The following is a 16,348-nucleotide window of genomic DNA, read 5'->3' on the forward strand; positions in this document are numbered from 1 at the left end:
TCATGCTCCCACTTATCATTAGCGACCCTACGCTTAGGGACGGCTCCCATGCTGTGAAGCATCAGTTGACCCGGGAGAATCTGGATCTTTATTCCCGGATGGCAGAGAAGGCAGGGCTAGCAGTGCTGGAGGTCGGACATGGCAACGGCCTCGGTGCCTCCTCTCTTCAGCTTGGTGAAAGTCTGCTGTCTGATGAAGAGATGCTGTCCATCTGCAGAAGCAATCTCCGGCACACGCTGTTATCGATCCATGTCATTCCAGGGTTCGCTACAATTAACCGCGATCTGCGGGCTGCCCTGGATCTGGGAGTCGATATCGTGCGTGTCGCCTCCCATTGCACAGAGGCAGATCTGACAAAACGCCATATCGAATATGTGCGCGGACAGAACCGGACCGCTTACGGTGTTCTTATGATGTCTCATATGGCTCCCGCTGAGGTGCTGGGCATCGAAGCTCTTAAGATGCAGAGCTACGGAGCACAAGCCGTCATTCTGATGGATTCGGCAGGTGCTTATCTGCCCAAGGATGTCACCGGAAAGATTCAGTATTTGCGCAGCATCCTTGACATCCCTGTGGGCTTCCATGCCCATAACAATCTGGGCCTGGCAATCGGCAACTCACTGGCTGCCGCCGAGGCGGGAGCCTCCATCCTTGACGGCACAGCACGCGGTTTCGGCGCCGGGGCCGGCAATGCGCAGCTGGAGGTGCTGGTTGGAGCGCTTCATCAATCCGGCTGGGACACAGGAATTGAGCTCTATGCGCTGCTTGAGCTGGCAGAGCAAGCAGAGAGTGCCTTCGCCAAAGCGCCCAAACTCGGCAGCATGAGTATCGTAAGCGGTATGGCCGGTGTGTTCTCCGGCTTCGTGAAGCCGGTGGAACGGATTGCCAAGGAGTACAATGTTGATCCCAAGGCGGTCATGGTCGAGCTTGGACGCCGGAAGGTCGTGGCCGGTCAGGAGGATCTGATTCTTGAGGCAGCGCTGACCTTAGCGCGACATGACTTCCCTTGAGCTTCAATAAATACAATAAAGCAGGCAGTTGTAACCCACGGCTGCCTGCTTCTGCATTACTCTGACCTGCCCCGTCTTTCTTCCAGCACCTTCTGCAATTCGCTTCTTTGGCCAAGCAAGACCTGATTACCCGGCAGGTAAGCCAAGGCCTGCTCATTATGCTGCCAGGCCTGCTTCCATTCTCTTGCAGCGGCGCAGCAGCGGCTGACCAAGACATGAGGTAGCCAGGTATAATAAGCTTGGGAGACAGGACGGTTCCCCGGTCCTGTTGTCTGCCGGGCGATCGCCTGGAGATACCAGTAGATTGCACTCTCCCACTCTCTGCGCTCCTCGAAGAATCCGGCGACACCGCAGCAGACATCCGCCTGGGGTAGCCCGTAGCTGAAGGAGCGGAAGAGGCTATTCAGCCTGAGCCCCGCTTCCCCCAGCTCCCGGTAACATTCGGACAGCCGCAGACAAGCTGTAATCCGTTCATCTTTGCAGCCGTTTGGTTCCTTCAGCAACTCTTCATAGGAAGTCGCCGCAGCTTGATAGTCCCGTGTCTCGAAGCATTCATTCGCATAGTGAAAGAGCAGCCTTCCTTCAGCCTTGCCTTCCTGAGCGATCCAGCGCTTCAGAATCTGCAGGTTGCGTTCCGTATGAACAGCGGATGGACGATGGTCCATGTAAATATCCGTGTTCATGGAAGCGCCTGCTCCAATATCCAGTTCCTCGTGGACACGCCCATGCCACTGGAAATGCTGCCCGCTTCTGACAATCCGGGGACGATATTCCGAATGGACCACTACTAAAGCGGAACCCGCTTGGGAGGGCTGTGGAAATAGCCGGCTTCCCATCAAGATCACCTCTACACCGGCTTGTTCCTCCTTCAGTTGCCGTTTCAAGCGGGCCAGTTTCTCCGCTTCAGGTGCGGCCAGAAGCTCATCGGCATCCATCCAGATCACGTAAGGCATCGTCGCCTGTTCAAAGGAATAGTTGCGGGCCGCTGCGAAATCCTCATCCCACGGATAAGTGAACACCTTCTCTGTATACCAGCCTGCCACAGTGACAGTCCTGTCCGTCGATCCCGTATCCACAATAATGATCTCATCCATCAGGTCTCTGACCGAGTCCAGACAACGTCCTAACACAGCTTCTTCGTTCTTCACAATCATACACAGACTGAACAGACCTTCCTGTTCTGCTTCCATCTCCCCGCCTCCTGAGAATGATTCGATATACAAAAATATAAAAAAAGAAACCATCCCGCAAAGGATGGCCCTTAAGCTCGCTGCAAAATAAAGCAGGTTCCTTTCAGGATCAGGTTAATCTGTGAACAGACCATACAACACCTGGATCTGTAGCACCTAAATCCAAATTAAGCGCCAATCCATCTGGCTGATAGATGAGACTGATCACATCATTTGCCGCAAGCTCCACTTCACCTGCTAAGGTAACAGTACCGCTTCTAAGAAGTGTTCTAAGGGTTAAAGTTCCGGCGACAGCCACATCCAGTACCGGTAATAATCCGGTGACCAGATCTATAGCTGGAGCTGGCGTAGTTTTTTGGACCACTAATGACGGATTCACATCTGCACCTAACGCTGTGGTGACCGCAGCATCAAAAGCAAAGTTAATTGTAGCTTCAATAGAGTACCTGCCTGCTTCTGGAACGGTGTATTCACCCAAAACTGCATCGAATGCCGCATTGCCGTAATACGGCGACGTTTCTTCCCAGCCAACAAACGTGGCCGTGGTGCCTGTCACCAAGGTTGGCAGAAATACCGAGAAGCCTTCACCTGCTAATACAGGACCAGTCGTTCCTGTGACTCCTGTCATTCCTGTAAGCCCTGTAGCTCCCGTTTCCCCGGTAAGACCCGTGACTCCGGTGGCTCCTGTGGCTCCCGTTTCCCCGGTAAGACCCGTGACTCCGGTAGCTCCTGTGGCTCCCGTTTCCCCAGAAAGACCCGTGACTCCGGTAGCTCCTGTGGCTCCCGTTTCCCCAGTAAGACCCGTGACTCCGGTAGCTCCTGTGGCTCCCGTTTCCCCAGTAAGACCCGTGACTCCGGTAGCTCCTGTAAGACCTGTGTCTCCCCGAGCTCCTCCTCCGGGCCCTGTGGTTCCTTGGGGGCCTTGGAATCCTGTAGTTCCTGTAGGTCCAGGTTCTCCTGTTGTTCCTGTAGGTCCTGAGGCTCCTGTGGCTCCTGTGGCTCCTGATTCTCCTCCCCCTTGCCCGGTAGGTCCGGTAGGTCCTGCTGGTCCAGCTTCTCCTGGCGCCCCTGGTAATCCTGCCGGGCCTCTCTCTCCTGCCGGCCCTGTTGCTCCCGCCGGCCCTGTTGCTCCGCCGCTGCCACCTCTGTCTGCCCCTAACAATTCTTCCGATACTAAACGGTGTGCCGTTACCAATTGACCCGCTGCGTTCTTGCCCCATAGCGAGATCTGCACCGGCTCAACTTCCTCCGATGAATTCGGTGATGTAATAAATGTGAATTCATAAGCATTGACGTCGGCATAGTAATTCTTCGTGATTACCTGGTTCGCTGCAACATTGAGTAATTCGCTTACGTACATCACTCTCGTTCCGCCGGTCAATTGATAACCCTGAATGGTTAATGAGTACGCAGAAGCCTCGCTGCGGTTATCAATTTTGACTGTAACCTGCTGAGTAGGTCTCACTCCGTTCACAGGATTATTCTCAATAGGTCCTGTTGATAAAAAAGCCATTACATGGTCACATCCTTACAGATTTGGATTTCATTCCAGTATGCGCAGGGAATAATGCTCAACGGACAACCCCGGTCAGCAGCATACTTAATGATTAATATAGTAGTATTCAAGTGTACAGGTTTGGTGTGGACTTAGTGGATGAACTCATCAGAATGGGCTTCATCACCATCCACCAATTCTCCTCTGCTCTGTGAATACCAATATATGCTCCAAGTCCAGAATGTGTCCGTCAGTCAAGCTGGAACATTCTCTTCTGCGCTGTTCATGAATCTCAGCTACCCTCAACAAGAGATTCTTCTGCTATGCTGGACAAGTATTGTCCGTAGGTCAGCTTACGCAGCGGCCGGGCTAGCTCCAGCAGTTGCTCTCTGGTGATGTAGCCTTTATTGAAGGCAATCTCTTCGATGCAGGCCACGTAGAGCCCTTGCCGCTTCTGGACGGTCTCGACCAGATTAGCGGCCTCCAGCAGCGAATCCGGCGTTCCGGTATCCAGCCAAGCCATCCCCCGGCCGAACACCTCCACATTGAGTTGCCCTCTGTTTAAATATTCCTGGTTAACATCCGTAATCTCGATTTCACCGCGCCGCGAAGGCTTAATGTGTCTTGCAATCTCCACGACCTGCCGGTCATAGAAGTACAAGCCCGGCACTGCATAATGAGAACGGGGATACAGCGGCTTCTCTTCCAGTGCAACCACTCGACCCATGTTATCAAATTCCACAACGCCGTAGGCGGAAGGATCCTGCACATGGCAGCCGAAGATCGTGGCACCTTCCCGCCGCCGGACGGTTCTCTCCAGAATAGAGCTGAAGCTCTGTCCATAGAAAATGTTATCCCCCAGAATCATACACACATGATCCGCACCAATGAATTCCTCCCCGATCAGGAATGCCTCTGCAAGCCCCCGCGGCTGTTCCTGCACCGCATATTGAAAGGATAGTCCGAGCTGTTCGCCGGTGCCCAGAAGGTCCTGAAATAATCGGACATCTCTTCCGGTCGAGATGATCAGAATCTCCCGGATGCCTGCCAGCATCAAGACAGATAGCGGATAGTAAATCATAGGTTTGTCGTACACCGGAAGGATCTGCTTGGAGATCGACTTCGTTAACGGATGCAGCCTCGTCCCCGAGCCGCCCGCTAGAATAATTCCTTTCATCTATCCACGCTCCCCAATTCTTAACATTTCTCCCCTTGTCCCCTTGTTATGGAGTGAAGATCAACACCTTGGTTTCCGGAACCGTATGGGTTGATCTTCATTTATGTTATTGAATTTGGACTACACTTCTATTTGCTCTGTGTCTTGTAATGTCCGCTAGAGAAACTGTAATATAGCGGTACGAGAGAAGGATCACTGTCCGGATTATAATTAATGGTCCGAATTGAGAAATCCGCCATGCTAATTATATAAATGTTCTCCCACCCGATATTAACTAGATATTGGCTATCGCCAGTGAAATTCAGTGCACCGAGTTTGAAGATATCTGTCATTGGAATAGTCTGTGTCGTCTGATTGCTGGTTGATATCAGCTTGAGCTCCTGGGTTCCCTGTACACACACCCATCGTTCATCCGGTGACAGAATGATCGTATACTGATTGATAGGCCCCCGCAAACTGTTTAATAAGTTACCATTAATGTCGATACGGCTAACATTCAATGGGATATGGTTGTCAGGAGTTTCCCCATTGTCCATGATATAGGCTTCGCCGGATTTTAACTGACGAATCCCCCACGTGCTGTTATGACCAGCTGCAGGCTTTAAGCCGGTGTTACTGAAATTTCCAATCTCTGCGTAGACGTATAAAGTGTTCTTCATGGACGGTGTCAGCCGCACTTCCATACTGTCAGGCGTAACCACGAGTGGATTGGAGTAAGCCGTTCTTTCCAATGCGACCGAATAAGCTCCAAAAATATTCTCGGTAAGCGTTCCCGTTGCAATCTCATACGCATGAACCGCCGGATTATACTGACCCCCAACGAGTAAGAAAAAAGCATAACGGCTGTCAGGAGACACCGCAGAGTATTGTACAACGGATGTCGTGGAGAAGGTATCAATAATACTTCCATTGGCCAGATCAAAGACAATCGTCTGCACATTTCCAGTCGATATTCCAGTCGATATAAAAAGATGGCGCTGATCAGGGGTTAATAGCAGATCTAATACTTGCGCACCCAGGTTTAAATCCACTGTCCAATCGAGGGCGCGGGATTGAATATTGAACCGGTACAATTTATCTACAACCGCATAGTAAATGTACTTGTCGTCTCCTGAGGCGGCATAAGCTACTTGCCCTAAGAGAAAGTTGATACTAGGATCCACAGGGATTATTTGAATGGTAGCCGACCGGGCATCCAGGATTCCAACCCCACCATCCTTCAGAAAATAAGCCGTTGCCTCGCTGACGACGTAAGGTGTCCCGCTGCCCATTACCTCTGCCGCCAGATACCGGTTCTCCATAATCAGAGAGAGCGCACTCGGAATATTTAAGTCAATTTGCACTTGAACAGAATAGACTCCCGGTCCGGCTTCGGGGATATGCGTCAGGCTGAACGGGAATTGCACACTGGCTCTTTTGCCGGGATCAGCTTCACCGCTGCCATAGCCTTGGACGATGGACCTGAATTCAAATGAGCGGATCACTGCATTATTGTAGAGAACATTGATTGAAAGAGGAATTCGAACAGCTTCTGCCAGCGGGAGATAGGAGACGCGGAGATCCCCTTGTAGTTGTACGCGTTGTCCGGCCTTCGTCTGCAATGTATCCAGGGTGAGAACCGTTTGTAGCTCAGAGGTCAATACCTGTGAATCAGCACGATATTGATATAAGGGAGAGGGCACGGATTCGCCTGTCGCTCCGGTTGCACCGGAAGAACCTGCCGGTCCCGTCGGGCCTTTGCTGCCGGTACCTGTCGGTCCAAGTGCGCCCCGCAGACCTTCCACCCCTTGTGAGCCTTGCGGTCCTTTGACACTATACCCTGTAGTCCCTGTTACGGCTATTCCGGTTGCACCGGTAGGACCAATTCCTGTGAGCCCTGTCATCCCGGTCAGACCAGTCGGACCGTAACCTGCTGTGCCTGTGAAGCTTGCGGGAAGCCCAGGTTCGCCTGTATCTCCTGTCGGACCGGTCACTCCGTACCCTGTTGCCCCTGTTGCCCCTGTCACGCCCTTATTGCCGTAATCACCGCCGCCGCCCCTCGTACCTTGGGTGCCAGTCGTTCCAGTCGGGCCGGTCGGACCGGTATGCCCCGTGGCGGCTCTAACGGCATGAACAGAAGCTATCCCTGCAACGGCTCTGCCTATAGAAGGATCTGCCTTGACGTTAATATAGCTGACGACCCGGACTCGTATAGTGTACGCATACGTTCCCGGATTCGCCGAATGGTTGACCGTAACTTGTAAGGTTCTGGTAGTCTCTCCCGTTCCGGTATGGGACAGCGTGACCAGTTGAGTCTGCAGTACACTGCCGGAGAGCATCGTTTCCAGCTCAATCCGCAGCAAGGATGGACCGGAAGTCACTGCCTGGAAGATAACAGGAATCTGGAACGTTACATGCGCCTTAGGCTGCGCTGCAACAATGTCAAGTGTCTCTGCCAGGTGAATAGCCGGTCCCGGTGTTCCCAGAGGGAGAGTGGTTAGATTCGACATCACTTCACCGCCTTTGATATTCTCTGCAACATCAGATGCTGTCAGGTATTACCGTTGAAGATAAGGTGCATTGATTAATATAGACATCCCTTTGATCTTGTTCCTCACCAACAACCAATATGGATAACGACAGGGTCGTTGCCGGGCCATCATACATAACGTAAAATGGTAAAACCTGTGCAGTTCGAAATAAATCCGTTTGTTTCTGCCAATAATCTGTATACAGATACAATGTGTTCTGGGCAGTATCCGTAAGTGTAATTGTCATTTCCAATCCATTATTCTCTATAATTGAGTTACTCCAATATTCGATTTCTACCATCCCCTCTATTTGGCAACGGCTGCTTCCAGGATTCACCGGGAGAGATGCAATCAAGAAAGGCTCATTATAATTCACTGTGATGGAGGGACTGCTTCTTGTGTAAGTTAATGTTGGAATAAAAACTTCATTCGCTCCCGCTCCTGTAGGCCCTCTGGCACCTTCTGGCCCAGGATCTCCCTGCTCACTGCCTGCCCCGGGCGGACCCGTGAAGCCTGTAGGCCCAGTTCCACCGTCTGGCCCAGTGTCACCTGTTATTCCAGGACCGGTGGCTCCGACAGCCCCCATCCCTGTAACTCCTGTTGCTCCTGTGACTCCTATTCCGGTGGCACCGGTGGCTCCGGTAGGTCCATTGAGTGCTCCCATATAGGTTGTTGCCCCTGTGGGTCCTGTAGGACCTGTCAGGCCGGTTGGGCCTGTAAGCGAGACGCCATCCTCGCCCATTCTCCCCTCGCCACCAGATAGACCGGTACGTCCGGTTAGACCAGTGGGTCCTGTTGGGCCTGGAGGACCTATCGGACCATTGAATATAACAGGCCCTGGTCCCGTCTGGACTAGAGGGGAGCCGACCCGAATATCCGAGGCGATGTTCTGAGCATGCAGCAGTTTCATTCTCAGTTCGTATTGGTGAATACCTGCAGGCAGTTCATCGGTGAATCTGACGGTGGCTTCAGTCTGAACAAGGCCAGCGGCCAAGGCTGTTGATTCTATCGATACACCCAGAGTTTCAGCAAGTGCATTAGCTCTCCATAGTTCAACATTTAAATGCAAATGATAATAACCAGGGGACCGTATATCCAGAAGCATTGGAATCGACAACTGCACTTGCGCAGATGCATACGGCTGTTCCACATCCGTCCGGATATCCGTAAGCACAAGCTCATTGCCGCTCTCAAGAGGAAGCGACGAATAGATGTCCATGTATATTCAACTCCTTTATTACTCAGATGCTGTTCTTCTGTACGATTCTTGAACAGATAGTTCAGTTCCCTCTTAGGAATACCTTCGCAGTTGCATTAAAGGATTCATAGCTGATAGTTGTGTTTGGAGTTATCGTACTAGCTGTAGCCGACAATGTGTAGCTGTGAAGACCTAATGGCGGATGATCATCAATGGCATAGAAGAACAGCGATTGTTCGGAAGGAATGGAATTAGATGATGGATCATTCGAATAATTATAGAACAACATCCAATTAAACAAAGCGCCTTCAGGAAGGTTGACTCCATCACGTTGTATCACATAAACAATATTATTGCTGTATTCGTAATCCGGGGGATTCCCGTAGCTGATCTGTAGAGTGCCAGCTACAACTACACATTGATCAGTCGAGGTAACCAGTACTGGCGGAAGTTGGCCTACAAGCTCACTCTCTTCTGGACTGCTCGACAGCAGAGCATCACTCACAACTACCGGCAATGCACGGCTGGGTCCGGTTACACCTGTGGGGCCAGTTGTCCCTGTATTACCGGTAAATCCTGAACCTGGACCTGTGTACCCGGTCTCCCCCCTTGCTCCGGTCGTTCCTGTCGGGCCCTGCAGTCCATACCCGGTCATACCCGTGGCTCCGATTCCTGTCATTCCGTTTGGACCGGCAGGTCCCACCCCGGTAGTTCCCGTAGGGCCCGTTGGTCCGGTTACGCTTTCCGATCCGGTCGCCACAACCACGCCCGTAGCTCCAGTGGGTCCCTTAGGTCCCTTCGTTCCCTTGATCCCAGGGCCGGTTGTACCGGTCGGACCGGTGCTCCCGGTCGGACCGTTAGGCCCACGTGTACCACGTGGACCTTGCGTACCCGTTGGTCCGGTCGGACCGATGTCATCCTCGTCAGCCGCGACTCCTTGTACAGAGACTGTAGGGAGGCCGGCCAGCGGATTCGCCGCAATATTCTGTGAAGACAGAACCCTCAGCTCCACTTCAAAGGATTGCTCCCATTGACCAAAGCTCCCTGTAATACTTGCATTCACATCCGCAATTAGCGCTTCCCCTGCGTTGCCGCTGCCGATATAAGGCTCGGTCAGAGTCTGAAGCATCGTTCCATCTTTCAGAACAGACAGCCCGACGATTAGGTGATAATTGCCGGTCTCCGCCGGCTTGAACGACAGAGGCACACTGAAATCAATTTGGAACGAGGGATGACTCTCTTCCAGCAATACCGGACTTGCCAGCCGGATTGCCGGTCCCGGACTTCCCAGTTGCACCGGAATTAATGATGACATGTGAACACAACCCTTCTGTCACTTTATAATTCGCCTTGTCCGCTTGATGTGAAAACAGATTAATCCCCGTAGTTTCAGAAACCACAGGGATTGACCTAAGCATAACTTGTGCAGCGCGCGTAACCTCGCTTTATTTACTCTGCGTTTTGTAAGCTCCGCTGGAGAGGGTGTAGTTCAGCGGCCGATTAGCTGGTTCTGGCGGAAGGCCAAAGGTTCGGATTGAACGATCCTCTAAGCTTATCGTGTAAATATGTTGAGTCCCTATAACAACTAGAAAACTACTGTCTCTTGTGAAGTTGACTCCTCCCCGGAAGGTTTGATCCGTTATTGCGGGGAATGAACTTCCTGCTAAAGTATTAGAATCAAGTACAGAGAGACCATATGCGCTTTGGATGCAAACAAACTGCTGATCCGGTGATAGAACCAGCGAGTATAATGGAACTCCAAATTGTACCAACAAATAATCTCCATTGGGTCTAAGAAGGTTGACATTAGCATACTGCACCGAATTATTTGGATCTACCCCGTTATCTATGGTTATACAATTTCCGTTATTTAACTGCACAATGCCCCATGACCCGTTACCGGATGTAGTTCTGAGACCCTTGTTATTGAAGTTACCAACCTCCGCGTGAGCATAAAAGACTTGTGCCAGACCTGGAGTAAACCTCACCTCGGTACTGTCAGGTGATACTACCAGCGGGTTGGAGTAGCCTGGATATAACTGAGGCTGAATAGGATACAATCCATTGAAGATATTCCGCTCCAGTGTTCCCAGGGCAATGTTATAGGCATGAACCTCACCCGTATAGATATAGAAGAAGGCATAGCGGCTGTCTGGAGAAGCGGCGGAGAAGAGAACATTCGATTCCAGCGTCAGCGTTCGGACGGTAACACTGTTCACCAGATCATACACCTGCACCTGGGGACTGGCTTCATCCGAGATGAACAGATATCTCTGGTCAGGCGTAAGCAGCAGATCTGTTGCCTGCATATCCTGATTCAGATCGATTCCCCAGTTCACCACTTGGGCCTTTGTGTCGAACTGGTATAACCTGTCTTGTACCGCATAGTAAATGTCATCACCTGTTGAAGCGGCATAAGCTGCATTCGCGTTGAACTGGATATTGGGATCCATCGGAACCGATTGGGTGGGACCAACCAATGCATTGATGGTTTGCACCCCGCCCGCAGCCAGGAAATAAGCGTAACTGTTCGGGGAGGAGATGGTGCCGACATCGACTGCCTCTGCCACAAGATACCGGTTCTCCGCCGTCAGCGTCACATTATCCTGTGGATTAGAGTTCTGCGACAAAAATACAGTATATGTTCCTGTACCGGGTTCGGGGGCATGCGTCAGGCTAAAAGGAATCTGTACGCTGGCCCGTTGTCCGGGATCAGGCATATCGCTCCCATAGCCCTGGACTATTGTCTGAAAGTTAAACGAGTGGAAGAAGGAATTGATAGAAAAGTTATATGCAAAGCCAATAGTAACAGAAATTCTTGTAGCTACTGAGAGCGGGAGATACGTGATTCGGACATTACCCTGTAATAGAACGCGTTGTCCGGCCATAGTCTGCACGTTCGAGGTTAGAAAAACTCGCGGAGAATCAGTCAACACCATCGGATCAGTACGATATTGATATTGGGCAGGAGACAGCGGTTCGCCGGTTGAGCCGGTTGCACCAGTAGCGCCGGCTGGCCCTCTTGGGCCTGGACCCATCGTCCCTGTTGGTCCCGGCGCTCCTTGCAGACCTTCCTTCCCTGGTGCACCCTGCGTCCCCTTCACACTCGTACCTGTCGCACCTGTCACCGCATTACCGGTTGCACCTGTCGGACCTACTACGGTCAAGCCCGTCGCCCCTGTTGGACCAGTGGGCCCAGTGCCGATTCCGCCAGTGACGCTTGCGGGAGGGCCTGGTTCACCTGTATCTCCTGTCGGACCGGTCGCTCCATATCCTGTAGCTCCTGTCACGCCCTTGTTACCGTAACCGCCGCCGTCTCCCCTTTGGCCTTGGGTGCCGGTCGTTCCAGTAGGGCCGGTCGGACCGGTAATTCCTGTAGCAGCCCGAATTGCCTGAACAGAAGCTATCCCTGCAACAGCTCTGCCTATATAAGGATCGGCCTTGATGTTAATATAACTGACTACCCGAGCTCGTATAGTGTAGGCATACGTTCCCGGATAAGCCGGGTGGTTGACTGTAACTTGTATTGTTCTTGCAGTCTCCTCAGTTCCATTATTGGACAGCGTGACTAATTGAGTCTGCAGCACACTGCCGGAGAGCATCGTCTCCAGTTCAATCCGCAGCAGGGATTCGCCTGGAGAGCTGCTCTGGAAGATAACAGGGATATGAAAGGTCACATGCGCCTGAGGCTGAGCTGCAGTGATTTCGAGCGTCTCTGCCAGGTGAATAGCCGGGCCCGGCGCTCCCAAAGGGAGAGTTGTTAGATTCGACATAATTTCACCGCCTTAGATATAGTACGTAATGCTAGTTATTCGGAATTACCGTGGAAGTTAAGACAGCTGGAAGAATCACGATAATTAATCGTTCTTGATCATCACCGGTAATTACTTCAGTTAGCGTCAATGTAGTCGGTGGCCCGTCATACATAACGGTAAATGGAAATGTCTGAGCGAATTCAACATATTCAGGACCTTGTTTCTGCCAATAATCAGTATACTGATACAATGTATTTCCAACAGAATCAGTAAGTGTGATGGTTAACCGTATGCCAGAATTTAATCGAGGAGATGGTTTCCAAAACCATAAGCCTACAATCCCCTCTATTTGGCATCGTCCACTTCCAGGATCCACCTGGAGAGATGCAAGCAGTTCGGGCTTATTAATAAACCCTACATCCCCTGGTGAAACTTTGTAAGTCAATATTGGAATAGATGCTCCATCCGCTAAGGTTCCTGTATGTCCCCTGGCACCTTGGGGTCCAGTTCCCCCCGTTTCGTTACCTGATCCGGGCGGACCGTTGAAGCCTGTGAGTCCTGTCGGACCATCTGGTCCGGTATCGCCAGTAATTGCTGTACCCGTTGCTCCGGCACTTCCCACACCCGTAGGTCCGGTTGCCCCTGTAACCCCTGTTCCGGTTGCTCCGGTTACACCGGTGGGTCCGGCAAAGTTTCCTACATAGCCGGTTGTCCCTGTTGGACCCGTTGCTCCGGTTAGCCCGGTCGGGCCTGTAAGCGAGACGCCATCCTCTCCCATTCTCCCGGCGCCCCCAGATAGACCGGTACGTCCGGTTAGACCAGTGGGTCCTGTTGGACCTGGAGGACCTATAGGACCGTTGAATATGACGGGTCCCGGACCGGTCTGTAACCGGGGGGAGCCCACCCGGATATCCGAAGCGATATTCTGATAATGGAGCAGCTTCACTCTTAGCTCGTATTGATGAATGCCTGCGGGCAGTACATCATTGAATCTGACCGTTGATTCTGTCTGAACCAGTCCGGCAGACAGTGCTGTGGATTCTATGAATACATCACGTATCTCAACAAGAGCGTTAGCCCTCCATAGTTCAACATTTAGGTGCAGATGATAATAACCGGGGGACAGAATATCCAGCAGCAATGGAATCGACAACTGTAATTCCGCAGATGCATACGGCTGCTCCAAGTCTGCACGGATATCCGTGAGCACCAGCACATTGCCGGCTCCAAGGGGAAGCGACGAATAGATGTTCATGCATGTTTCAACTCCTTTATGTCTCAGTTGCCTCTTTGGAATACCTTTGCAGATGCATTGAAGGATCTATAGCTGATTGTTGTATTGTCAGACACATCATAGATATGAACGCGCAACGTATAGTTGTGAAGACCCGGGGGCGGATTCTCATCAATCGCATAGAAGGACAGTAATTCTTCAGAAGGATCGTAATTAGATGCCGGATTAATTGAATAATTGAATATTTTTGACCAAAAAAAGAAACCGTTAGTATCAAGTTCCTGACCATCTCGACGCACTTCATATAGAAGATTGTTATTGTAATGGTCATTAGAGGGATTCCCGTACATTATCTGAAGAGTACCCGATATGACTACACATTGATCTGTCGAATTGATCTGTACCGCCGAAAGTTGCCCCACAATTTCACTTTCGATGGGACTGCTCGACAGCAGAATATTGCTCACAACGAGTGGTAACGCCCGGCCTGGTCCGGTTACACCTGTGGGTCCTGTCGTCCCCGTGTCTCCAGTAATACTGGATCCGGGCCCCGGATTCCCGGTCATGCCAGTGCGTCCGGTCATTCCTGCCGGTCCAGGCACCCCATATCCGGTCATACCGGTGGCTCCAATTCCTGTCGCTCCCGTTGGCCCGGTTACTCCTATCCCGGCAAGACCTGTTGCGCCTGTAGCTCCGGTTCCGCTCCCCTCTCCCGTTGCCACCACTACACCCGTAGCCCCTGTGGGTCCCTTTGGTCCCTTCGTTCCCATGATGCCAGGGCCGGTTATCCCGATCGGACCGGTGGTGCCCGTTGGACCTTTCGTACCTTTCGTACCATAGGGACCTTGTGAACCGGTTGGTCCCGTCGGACCGAATTCATCAGCATCAGCCGCGGATCCTTGTACTGAGACTGCTGGAAGACCAACCAGCGGATTCGCCGCAATATTCTGTGAAGACAGAATACGCAGCTCCAGTTCAAAGGACTGCACGCCTTGCCCGAAGCTCCCCTTAATACTTGCATTCAGATCAGCAACCAGCGCTTCTCCGGCGTTGCTGTTGCCGATATAGGGTTCAGTAAGGCTATGGATGATATTTCCGTCTTTCAGAACAGATAACCCGATGATCAGGTGATAATTGCCGGACACTTCCGGCTTGAACGACAGAGGCACACTGAAATCAATTTGGAAGTAGGGATGACTCTCTTCCAGCAATACCGGACTTGACAGCCTGATTGCCGGTCCCGGACTTCCCAGTTGCACCGGAATTAATGATGACATATAGACACAACCCTTCTTTCACTTTCATATTTGCTTGCCATTTGCGAACGGCAGAACTATTCAATCAACACCCCCAATACCAGTTTATGCTGCCTATAGATTGTCCAAGTCCATGCTATGCAGAATATTCATGGACCTCTCTGGTCCGGCAGCACATAGTATTCTATGCCGCTGAAGCCATGGGGTCTGGATTATTCGGCCACCAGCTCTAAAAAGGCGGATTCATTAGTCAATTATTAATATCCACACGCAGAAAAGCGCCAGAATTCAATTCTGGCGCATCTCGCTATAAAAAGATCATTTAATTAATCCTGATCAATTGGATGTTGGCATAGAAAGTGCCCTCACCTATAACGTCATTAGTATTATTAACTAACGCCACACCTTGTTCGGCTGTTGTCCCTATGATACCGGCTCCCGCTACGGTTGCAATTGCCGTATTGTTTAGTGTTGAGGATGCTATAGAACCAGTAACACCTTCTATTAGAGCTCCAGACGTCAGATCTACGGTCCACAATTGAAATTCCATGGTGTCCAGGCTATTATTCTGAGCATTGACATAGTATTGGACCAGGACTGTAGAATCAGCAGGCAAAGTAAAAAACTGATTTGTATCATTTATAGTAATAGCACCGCTTTCCGGTCCGGTTACGCTCCAGGTCACCATTTCATCAAACCCAACTTGAAACTCAGTAGAGATCGCAGAGAAGAAATCTGCGAAGAAGGCAAGACCCGTTAAGCCGGTCATCCCGGTCATGCCAGTCAGCCCGGTTAAGCCGGTTACACCGGTCAGCCCGGTTTCACCTGTTAAGCCGGTTAGCCCTGTAGCACCCGTTATGCCGGTGGCACCCGTTATACCGGTTACGCCAGTCTCTCCGGTTAAGCCTGTCAGTCCAGTCAGCCCGGTTAAGCCTGTGGCCCCCGTCTCCCCGGTTAGCCCCGTTAAGCCGGTTACTCCGGTTAGCCCGGTTAACCCCGTAGCTCCGGTTAGTCCAGTCTCTCCTGTCGGCCCCGTTAAGCCAGTCACTCCGGTCAATCCCGTCAGCCCCGTGGCTCCTGTCTCTCCCGTTTGACCAGTTATTCCTGCGGGACCTTGGATACCCTGAATGCCCTGCTCTCCTTGAGGTCCTGGAGGCCCGCCCGGATTCCCCGTAGCCCCCGTTGCACCCGTAGGCCCTACCATTATTGAAGCGTTCAGCACCGTCTCCAGCTTGTTGGTAAGAATGAATTCCTTCTTCACAATATCCCGCATCATATTTCTTACACTGTCGTTCATAGCCAGCACATCGCCAATGGTCGCTTCAGGAGCTGTAACTCCGGGTAAGGTACCCAGGATATATTGCAGCTTCTCTCCTTCGGCATTGATAATGTGGCTGAGTCCCAATTCTTCCATCGCAATGGAGGACAGCAGCAGGTTAACGGCATCATCCCTAGCAATGCTTATGGTTGGGGTGATGTTAGGCAGATTCGCCTGAGACATATGATCAACTCCTCTAGGTTAG

The 16,348-nt window shown here is 51.6% G+C and carries 11 protein-coding genes; 1 reads left to right on the forward strand and 10 read right to left on the reverse strand.

The genetic code is table 11. The features are described from left to right. Positions 1–2 precede the first annotated feature (2 nt). Positions 3–1,010, forward strand: a complete 1,008-nt coding sequence (gene dmpG, locus NST26_RS22810) for a 4-hydroxy-2-oxovalerate aldolase (protein ID WP_340951113.1) — start codon at positions 3–5, stop codon at positions 1,008–1,010. Positions 1,011–1,066: 56 nt separating this feature from the next. Here the strand turns inward: dmpG and NST26_RS22815 are convergent, their stop codons facing one another. From NST26_RS22815 to NST26_RS22860, 10 genes are all read right to left on the reverse strand, one after another. After that, positions 1,067–2,200, reverse strand: a complete 1,134-nt coding sequence (locus NST26_RS22815) for a glycosyltransferase family 2 protein (protein WP_340951110.1) — start codon at positions 2,198–2,200, stop codon at positions 1,067–1,069. A gap of 109 nt (positions 2,201–2,309) precedes the next feature. Then, the gene (locus NST26_RS22820; RefSeq protein ID WP_340979823.1) at positions 2,310–3,713 is read right to left on the reverse strand and encodes a collagen-like protein; all 1,404 of its coding nucleotides are present in this window, start codon (positions 3,711–3,713) and stop codon (positions 2,310–2,312) included. Between the two features lie 274 nt (positions 3,714–3,987). Then, positions 3,988–4,872, reverse strand: a complete 885-nt coding sequence (gene rfbA, locus NST26_RS22825; RefSeq protein WP_339249902.1) for a glucose-1-phosphate thymidylyltransferase RfbA — start codon at positions 4,870–4,872, stop codon at positions 3,988–3,990. A 128-nt stretch (positions 4,873–5,000) separates the two neighbouring features. Next, positions 5,001–7,361, reverse strand: coding sequence for a hypothetical protein (locus tag NST26_RS22830; protein WP_340979824.1), 2,361 nt, complete (start codon positions 7,359–7,361; stop codon positions 5,001–5,003). A gap of 31 nt (positions 7,362–7,392) precedes the next feature. Then, entirely contained in the window at positions 7,393–8,601 is a 1,209-nt protein-coding gene (locus NST26_RS22835) for a hypothetical protein (RefSeq protein ID WP_340951102.1), read from the reverse strand. Between the two features lie 61 nt (positions 8,602–8,662). Continuing rightward, a complete protein-coding gene (locus NST26_RS22840; protein WP_340951098.1) occupies positions 8,663–9,895 on the reverse strand; it encodes a hypothetical protein in 1,233 nt (410 codons plus the stop codon). A gap of 130 nt (positions 9,896–10,025) precedes the next feature. Then, positions 10,026–12,353 (reverse strand): hypothetical protein, encoded by a 2,328-nt coding sequence (locus NST26_RS22845; RefSeq protein WP_340951096.1) that lies wholly within the window; start codon positions 12,351–12,353, stop codon positions 10,026–10,028. Between the two features lie 31 nt (positions 12,354–12,384). Then, a complete protein-coding gene (locus NST26_RS22850) occupies positions 12,385–13,590 on the reverse strand; it encodes a collagen-like triple helix repeat-containing protein (protein ID WP_340951094.1) in 1,206 nt (401 codons plus the stop codon). Positions 13,591–13,613: 23 nt separating this feature from the next. Then, on the reverse strand, positions 13,614–14,846 hold the full coding sequence (locus NST26_RS22855; protein WP_340951092.1) for a hypothetical protein: 1,233 nt from the start codon (positions 14,844–14,846) through the stop codon (positions 13,614–13,616). 301 nt (positions 14,847–15,147) lie between these two features. Next, complete coding sequence (locus NST26_RS22860; RefSeq protein ID WP_051478527.1) at positions 15,148–16,326, reverse strand: collagen-like protein; 1,179 nt, start codon at positions 16,324–16,326, stop codon at positions 15,148–15,150. Between the last annotated feature and the right edge of the window lie 22 nt (positions 16,327–16,348).

The organism is Paenibacillus sp. FSL R7-0128, assembly GCF_038002245.1.
In the GTDB taxonomy this organism is placed as follows: Bacteria; Bacillota; Bacilli; order Paenibacillales; family Paenibacillaceae; genus Paenibacillus_AQ; species Paenibacillus_AQ silagei.

Bases quoted from the DNA above. Each gene is read 5' to 3' on its own strand.
- NST26_RS22860 (WP_051478527.1), bottom strand. From the start codon at position 16,326: ATGTCTCAGGCGAATCTGCCTAACATCACCCCAACCATAAGCATTGCT.
- NST26_RS22850 (WP_340951094.1), bottom strand. From the start codon at position 13,590: ATGAACATCTATTCGTCGCTTCCCCTTGGAGCCGGCAATGTGCTGGTG.
- NST26_RS22835 (WP_340951102.1), bottom strand. From the start codon at position 8,601: ATGGACATCTATTCGTCGCTTCCTCTTGAGAGCGGCAATGAGCTTGTG.
- rfbA (WP_339249902.1), bottom strand. From the start codon at position 4,872: ATGAAAGGAATTATTCTAGCGGGCGGCTCGGGGACGAGGCTGCATCCG.
- NST26_RS22820 (WP_340979823.1), bottom strand. From the start codon at position 3,713: ATGGCTTTTTTATCAACAGGACCTATTGAGAATAATCCTGTGAACGGA.
- dmpG (WP_340951113.1), top strand. From the start codon at position 3: ATGCTCCCACTTATCATTAGCGACCCTACGCTTAGGGACGGCTCCCAT.
- NST26_RS22855 (WP_340951092.1), bottom strand. From the start codon at position 14,846: ATGTCATCATTAATTCCGGTGCAACTGGGAAGTCCGGGACCGGCAATC.
- NST26_RS22815 (WP_340951110.1), bottom strand. From the start codon at position 2,200: ATGGAAGCAGAACAGGAAGGTCTGTTCAGTCTGTGTATGATTGTGAAG.
- NST26_RS22830 (WP_340979824.1), bottom strand. From the start codon at position 7,361: ATGTCGAATCTAACCACTCTCCCTCTGGGAACACCGGGACCGGCTATT.
- NST26_RS22840 (WP_340951098.1), bottom strand. From the start codon at position 9,895: ATGTCATCATTAATTCCGGTGCAACTGGGAAGTCCGGGACCGGCAATC.
- NST26_RS22845 (WP_340951096.1), bottom strand. From the start codon at position 12,353: ATGTCGAATCTAACAACTCTCCCTTTGGGAGCGCCGGGCCCGGCTATT.